Genomic DNA, 6,032 nt, shown 5'->3' on the forward strand with positions numbered 1-6,032 from the left:
ATATACAAGATTTATATAGCCAAAAGCGTGAGTTAATGACTTCTTTTCCTAAAATTAACGGTGCGCCCAGCTGGTCGCCAGATGGCAAACAGTTGGCAGTGGTTTTATCAAAAGACGGGCAACCAGATATTTATATATTAAATGTAATGAGTAAAGCACTGCGCCGGGTTACCAATAATCGTGTTATTGATACAGAGCCAAGTTGGGCACCGGACGGCAAAAGTTTGATTTTTTCATCGGAACGGGGTGGCAGACCACAAATTTATCAAGTTGAGCTCACATCTGGTAAAACAAAACGCCTAACATGGGAAGGTGAAATGAATTTAGGTGGCACAATTACCCCTGATGGTGATAGTCTTGTGCTAGTGAGCCGCCATAACGGAAATTATAAAATTTCAGTGCAAGATCTTGATTCTGGTGAGTTAAGAACATTAACGAGAACTCAGCTAGACGAATCACCAAGTGTTGCGCCTAACGGCAGTATGATTGTTTATAGTACTGTCTTTCAAGGTAAGCAGGGCTTGGCGTTGGTTTCGATGGATGGACGCTTTAAAGCGAACATTCCAGCAAAAAACGGTGAGGTTAAATCACCGGCATGGTCTCCATTTTTAAACTAAATTAATTAACAAGAAAATAAGGAAAGAAAATGAACTTAACAATGATTTCAAAAAGCTTATTGATTGCACTACCAATGTTGGCGTTAGGCGCATGTAGCTCTACTGGCGATACTGATTCTGAGTCAACTCAAACAGCAACCGAGAAAGCAACTGAATCAACTGCCGATAATACGGTACAAACAGAGACTATTGAAGCTGTTGAATTAACAGAAGAAGAGTTAATGGTTCAAGAGTACACTGCAGCGATTTTAGAAACGACTATTAGCTTTGATTTTGATAAATCGATGATCAAACCTGAGTACATTAAGATTCTAGATGCGCATGCTAAATTCTTAGTTAATAACCCTGAAAAATCTTTGACCATTGAAGGTCATACTGATGAAAAAGGCACGCCTGAATACAATATCGCACTAGGCGAACGTCGTGCTGCATCTGTTTCTACTTACCTGGAAAATATGGGTGTTGCATCAAGCCAAATTAGCATTGTAAGTTACGGTGAAGAGAAGCCTGTTAACTTTTCTCATGACGCTGCGGCTTGGGCTGACAACCGTCGTGCAGAATTAACATACTAATTACTGAGTATGAAAAAAGTTAATTATAATGTGGTCATTTTTATGACCACTTTTTTATCTGCTTCTGTTTTTGCAGCCGCGCCTGTTAATGATGTGACGCTTGCAAAAAGTGATAAACAGATAGAAAAGCAGTTGCAGGAGCTTACCCGTTTATTAGAAACGCGTAATAAGATGCAGATACGTTTTCAAAATCAACTTGATCAACTATCGCAGGAGATGAACCAAATTACAGGTAGTATCGAGCTGTTTAATCATAAAATTGAGCAGATTGAAAACCGTCAGCGTAATTTGTATCAACTGATTGAAGAACAAAATAAACCGGCAATAACTGCAGTTGCCAATAATGGCTCTGTTGCACCTGGTGCTGAAAATGAACAAGCAGTTTACCAGAGCGCCGTAGATCTAGTGCTTGTTAACAAAGAGTACGATCAGGCAGTTACTGCATTTGAAGCGTTTGTAATTGATTATCCTAAATCAAGCTATGTTGCTAATGCGCAATATTGGCTAGGACAACTGTTATACAAGCAGAAGAAACGTAAGGAAGCCAGATCGGCTTTTCTAATCGTTACCGAGCAATTCCCTGATTCAAGCAAACGTCCTGATGCCTTGTTTAAAATTGGTATTATCGATGAATATTTAGGTGAAATAGCTTCAGCCAAAGATTTTTATAAAAAAGTATTAAAAGAGTATCCTGATTCATCTGCCGCAGGGTTAGCTGAAAAACGTTTAAAAGGTTTATAAAAGCAGTTGAGAACAAGCTTAAGTGAGGCTTGTTTTCTATTTTGTTTATTTTCTCAGCAAACAGAAAAAAAAATATTATTTTTTGTTGCGCTATTAAAATTTTTGTATATTATACGCCGCAGTTGAGACCGATGTGTGATTAAGTTCATATTAAGTCGCAATTAATAGTAACACCGAAAAATGTTCGGGCCGTTAGCTCAGTTGGTAGAGCAGTGGACTTTTAATCCATTTGTCGAAGGTTCAAATCCTTCACGGCCCACCACTTTCCTTATAGTTATCCCTTTAATTTAAAATCCCCTATATAATTTATCTGCATTTAATTCTGTACACATTAGTTCGTGTAATTGTTATAATTTGCACCCATTTTTAATATCTAAGAGACGATGATGAGCAAATTCTCTCCCCTTGTTGGTTCTGACTATCCTTTCCCAGCTAAGCCTGCTGTGCTTTCAGAGCAAGAAAAGCTCGATTACAAAGCCAAGATAAAACAGTTATTAATCGATAAAGATGCTGTTTTAGTTGCTCATTACTATACAGATCCTGAAATTCAGGCATTGGCAGAAGAAACGGGAGGTTATGTTGCTGACTCGTTGGAGATGGCACGCTTTGGTCGTGATCACTCAGCAAAAACACTGATTATTGCCGGCGTTCGTTTTATGGGGGAAACAGCGAAAATTTTAACGCCTCATAAAAATGTTTTAATGCCAGAGCTTGAAGCAACTTGTTCGCTAGATGTTGGTTGTCCTATTGAATCATTCTCTGAATTTTGTGACCAGCACCCAGATCGCACTGTTGTGGTTTATGCGAATACCTCTGCAGCTGTTAAAGCGCGTGCTGATTGGGTAGTAACCTCAAGCATTGCATTAGAGATTGTTGAACATCTCGATAGTGAAGATAAAAAAATAATTTGGGGACCAGATCGCCATTTAGGTAGTTATATCGAAGCAAAAACAGATGCGGATATGCTGATGTGGCAGGGCGACTGTATCGTTCATGATGAGTTTAAAGCCAGTGCGCTTCGAGATATGAAGGCGGTTTATCCAGATGCAGCTATTTTGGTTCATCCCGAATCACCAGAGAGTGTGGTGAAATTAGCCGATGCTGTCGGTTCAACAAGTCAATTAATCAAAGCAGCTCAAGAACTTCCTAACAAACAGCTAATTGTGGCAACCGATACCGGTATTTTCTACAAAATGCAGCAAGCCTGTCCTGATAAAGAGTTCTTAGCGGCACCAACCGCTGGTAACGGCGCAACATGTCGTAGCTGTGCTCATTGTCCTTGGATGGCTATGAACGGCCTAAAAGCGATATATAACGCATTAAATGATGCAACAGGTCATGAAATCCATGTAGATGAAACAGTTGCACAAGGTGCGCTTGTTTCATTAAATCGCATGTTGGATTTTGCAGCAGAACAGCAGTTAAAAGTTAAAGGTAATGCTTAAACCTTTATCTGCATAATTTTTAAATAAGGCAGATAGTTTCGCAACTGTTAACTGTCCGCTCTGAATTGGCATATTTTCGCGCTTTGCTTATAGTATGCCCACTTTTACCTACTAACTATTGAGAACTTATGATCACAAATGATGTTTTACGACGTGTACGTTATGCGTTACAACTTAACGATAAAAAAATGCTAGAGATTTTTGCGTCTGTCGATAATGCAATTGATGAAAATTACCTGCACAGCATCATGGCAAAAGAGGGTGAAGAAAATTTTGTATTCTGTCGTGATAGTCTTTTATCACTATTTTTAGATGGCCTTATTAATGAAAAACGTGGTAAAAAAGAGGGTTCAAGCCCAATTATTTTGCCAGCCAAAGAGGTAATGCCTAATAACGATATTCTTCGTAAATTACGTATTGCACTTAATTTCAAAGAAGATGATATGCTGGCTGCATTAGATTCTGCTGAATTCCCTGTGTCTAAATCTGAGCTATCTGCACTGTTTAGAAAGAAAGATCACCGCAACTATAAAGTCTGTGGCGATCAGTTGTTACGTAACTTCTTAAACGGTATAACTAAACGTTTCCGTGGCAGTGAAGGCGAAGCTTAATTTGTAATTAGCTTGCTTTATAAATTGAAAAACCGAGCTTTTAGCTCGGTTTTTTTGTAAGTAACAGACAATTATTGAGATCTATTATGATAATTAAGCATTTTCACTGCTAAGAATTTGATCCGCCCAAGTGAGCGATTTTTTGTAGGCTTGAAAACAAATCTCGCTGTTTAAGCTCAGTGTTACGGCAATAACTTCACTCTCTTGCCAGTCGCCTTGTTCAATTTTTTTTATTAAGAGTAAATAAAGCGCTAAGTCGTTATTTTCATTTCGAAGTGCTGCTTTTATTTCACTGTGTACGGGCAGGACGTTAAGCAAACTTTCTAGATCATGATCTAAAATACCATCAATTAATGATAATATGCCGGTTAAAAAAGCTTTTGGTGGATTTTCACTTGCATGACGAAAATGCGCAATTTGCTCACAAAATTTTGCTCTGACTAAGGATAAGCGCATTATTTCAGGTGTTTTTCCTTCACTTAAATCTGCTAGTGAAAGTAATGCTATAAATTTCTTTAGTTCAACCTCGCCAATATAAGCAAGTGCGTGTTTTAGTGAAGAGATTTCTTGACGGCTACCGTAAGTTGCGCTGTTAATAAATCGCAGTAATTTGTAGCTCAATCCCGGATCAATACGAAATATGTCATTTATCGCGTTTAAGTCTAACTCAACTTGGTTAGCGTGATGAATCAAATCAATAATACTGTGTTTGTTTGTTGATATTTTCTTTTGTTTTAGCATTTCAGGTTTGGCAAAGAAATAACCTTGAAAAAGTGTAAATCCTAACATCTTCAACTGCTCAAATTGCTGCGCCGTTTCAACTTTCTCGGCTAGCAATGTGATATTTAAACCCACTAGTTGTCGAACTAATTTACTAATTTCTAAAATAGTAAAAGCTAAAATATCAACTTTGATAATACTTATTAATGGAAAAAAGATCTGCCATTTAGGATCGAAGTCATAATCATCTAAAGCGATTTGGAAACCTTTTTCTTTTAATGATGTACATGCAGTAACTAATTCTTCATTGACAGTGACATCTTCGAGAATTTCTAAGACCACTTTCTGAGGATCTAAAAAACTTGGGAAATGACGAATTAGGGTATCATCATGAAAATTAATATAAGCAGGTAAATTACCCGTTATTTGTTCGAGCCCCAAGGTTAAATGATTATTGGTGAGAATGTTTGATGTTGCTTGGTTTGGATCAATATTTGGAAAACTATTACTCTTGCCGTCTCTAAACAAAAGCTCATAAGCGATAACTTGTCGATTAATATCTAGAATAGGTTGGCGAGCAACATATGAATACAAATTTGATCCCTCTGCGATAAATATTAGCTAGCTATTTATGCTCGCGTAACGTAAATGCTTTTTAGCCGTTATAGCGGTATTGATTATTAATTCTGGCAGGGAGGATAAAATTGCACCATGGTCTTTAGTGAATTATGTTATGTCAAGCAAGGTCACACCTGTAAAGATGCTTACAGTTCAAAAATTGAGTGCGATTATCTTTGTCCTTTCATATTTAACTCTCTATTCTCTCTAAACTCACATAAGTCTTTAACATCATGGGAAGGAAAGGGTTTTTAAGCCTTGTTGATCAATAAAAACCGAGATTACTTGTCGTTTTTCTGTTTATAAGCAATCATTTTCAGAGCTCTATCTGCGCCTGTATTTAAAGTCATAACTGGCAGATACTTAATGATTATAAAGTATCACAAACGAATTAATGAAGTGCTTAAGTATTATGCCGGGGATAGTTATTCTCACTTCAAAACTAACAACACAGATAAGGGGAGTTTGTAGTTGATCCGATCTAGTAGACACCTTTATTTGAAATAGAGGTGTTTATGCCAGCATATAAAACAGGAAAAAAGACTAATCAGTACAGTACTGATTTTAAAGCAACAGCAAGCGTTAAAAGTAACCTGTACCAGTCCCACTAAATATTACGCAACGCTCGGTTTTGGGAGAAAGCGAGCGTAAATGGAGTGATCTCAATAGATAAATAGCACAAAAGCTCTAAGGCGCTTTGTGCCCCTT

General features: G+C 37.5%; 5 protein-coding genes, 1 tRNA gene and 1 pseudogene. 6 read left to right on the top strand and 1 reads right to left on the bottom strand.

Annotation, left to right across the window (positions count from 1 at the left end; all coding sequences use genetic code 11):
- From AC4GME_RS16515 to AC4GME_RS16540, 6 genes and pseudogenes are all read left to right on the top strand, one after another.
- Window positions 1-617 (top strand): annotated as a pseudogene (locus AC4GME_RS16515) (Tol-Pal system beta propeller repeat protein TolB); the annotation flags it as partial.
- Between the two features lie 29 nt (window positions 618-646).
- The gene (gene pal / locus AC4GME_RS16520; RefSeq protein WP_490378271.1) at window positions 647-1,189 is read left to right on the top strand and encodes a peptidoglycan-associated lipoprotein Pal; all 543 of its coding nucleotides are present in this window, start codon (window positions 647-649) and stop codon (window positions 1,187-1,189) included.
- A 42-nt stretch (window positions 1,190-1,231) separates the two neighbouring features.
- A complete protein-coding gene (ybgF, locus tag AC4GME_RS16525) occupies window positions 1,232-1,930 on the top strand; it encodes a tol-pal system protein YbgF (protein ID WP_490378270.1) in 699 nt (232 codons plus the stop codon).
- Between the two features lie 186 nt (window positions 1,931-2,116).
- Window positions 2,117-2,192, top strand: a tRNA-Lys gene (locus tag AC4GME_RS16530).
- A 124-nt stretch (window positions 2,193-2,316) separates the two neighbouring features.
- A complete protein-coding gene (nadA, locus tag AC4GME_RS16535; RefSeq protein ID WP_490378494.1) occupies window positions 2,317-3,375 on the top strand; it encodes a quinolinate synthase NadA in 1,059 nt (352 codons plus the stop codon).
- A gap of 128 nt (window positions 3,376-3,503) precedes the next feature.
- A complete protein-coding gene (locus AC4GME_RS16540; RefSeq protein WP_490378493.1) occupies window positions 3,504-3,986 on the top strand; it encodes a YehS family protein in 483 nt (160 codons plus the stop codon).
- A 93-nt stretch (window positions 3,987-4,079) separates the two neighbouring features.
- Here the strand turns inward: AC4GME_RS16540 and AC4GME_RS16545 are convergent, their stop codons facing one another.
- Window positions 4,080-5,300, bottom strand: a complete 1,221-nt coding sequence (locus AC4GME_RS16545; protein ID WP_490378492.1) for an EAL and HDOD domain-containing protein — start codon at window positions 5,298-5,300, stop codon at window positions 4,080-4,082.
- Window positions 5,301-6,032 lie beyond the last annotated feature (732 nt).

Source organism: Psychromonas sp., from assembly GCF_983033635.1.

What these genes read in the sequence shown, in the direction of transcription:
- pal (WP_490378271.1), top strand. Translation starts at nt 647, where the DNA reads ATGAACTTAACAATGATTTCAAAAAGCTTATTGATTGCACTACCAATG.
- ybgF (WP_490378270.1), top strand. Translation starts at nt 1,232, where the DNA reads ATGACCACTTTTTTATCTGCTTCTGTTTTTGCAGCCGCGCCTGTTAAT.
- nadA (WP_490378494.1), top strand. Translation starts at nt 2,317, where the DNA reads ATGAGCAAATTCTCTCCCCTTGTTGGTTCTGACTATCCTTTCCCAGCT.
- AC4GME_RS16540 (WP_490378493.1), top strand. Translation starts at nt 3,504, where the DNA reads ATGATCACAAATGATGTTTTACGACGTGTACGTTATGCGTTACAACTT.